Annotated in this window: 1 protein-coding gene; it reads left to right on the top strand. The window is 29.0% G+C overall.

From position 1 onward, the window contains the following. Positions 1 to 298: 298 nt before the first annotated feature. A partial coding sequence (locus TEPIDINF_RS14765; RefSeq protein WP_421692402.1) for a helix-turn-helix domain-containing protein occupies positions 299 to 552 on the top strand: 254 nt, incomplete at its 3' end.

The raw sequence follows: 552 nt of genomic DNA, 5'->3' as shown, positions 1-552 counted from the left end.
CTTGCACTAAATGTATATATTTACCAAATGGACAGAATCACCTTTTCTTTAGGTTTTGTCCTTTTGGCTATAATTCACAAAAATATATTTACTGAAAATTTCGACTATATTTATGCAACGCTAGTGACCCTTTTTAAATTATCGAGAGAAGGAATAATTATTGTCTAATAATAAGAAAATAGAAAAATTCAAGTTGTTCAGAACATTTATTTCTTTATCATTGTTGATTTTCCTTTAAAATGGAATTAGAAAATATAATTCGTTCATTACCCTAGACTTTAGGGAAGGAGGCAACGTTATGCATATTGGTAATCGAATCAAAAAATTACGTGAATCTTTGGGGATTAAAAGGAAAGACTTTGCTTCAGGTGTTATATCCTACTCTCACTTAAGCAATATTGAGGTTGGTAAAAATGGTGCTTCAGAAGAGATATTAATCGCAATTGAAAAAAAACTTAATGTGCCAAAAGAATATTTAACAAGATATAAGGATATTGATCATGATTTAGAGACCAAATTATCCTCTTTGAAAGCGAATCTAGATCTTAAAAA

It is taken from the genome of Tepidibacillus infernus (genome assembly GCF_048898065.1).
In the GTDB taxonomy this organism is placed as follows: domain Bacteria; phylum Bacillota; class Bacilli; order Tepidibacillales; family Tepidibacillaceae; genus Tepidibacillus_B; species Tepidibacillus_B infernus.
Note: the sequence above shows the minus strand (reverse complement) of the source record. Positions and strands in the feature narration are given on the sequence as shown.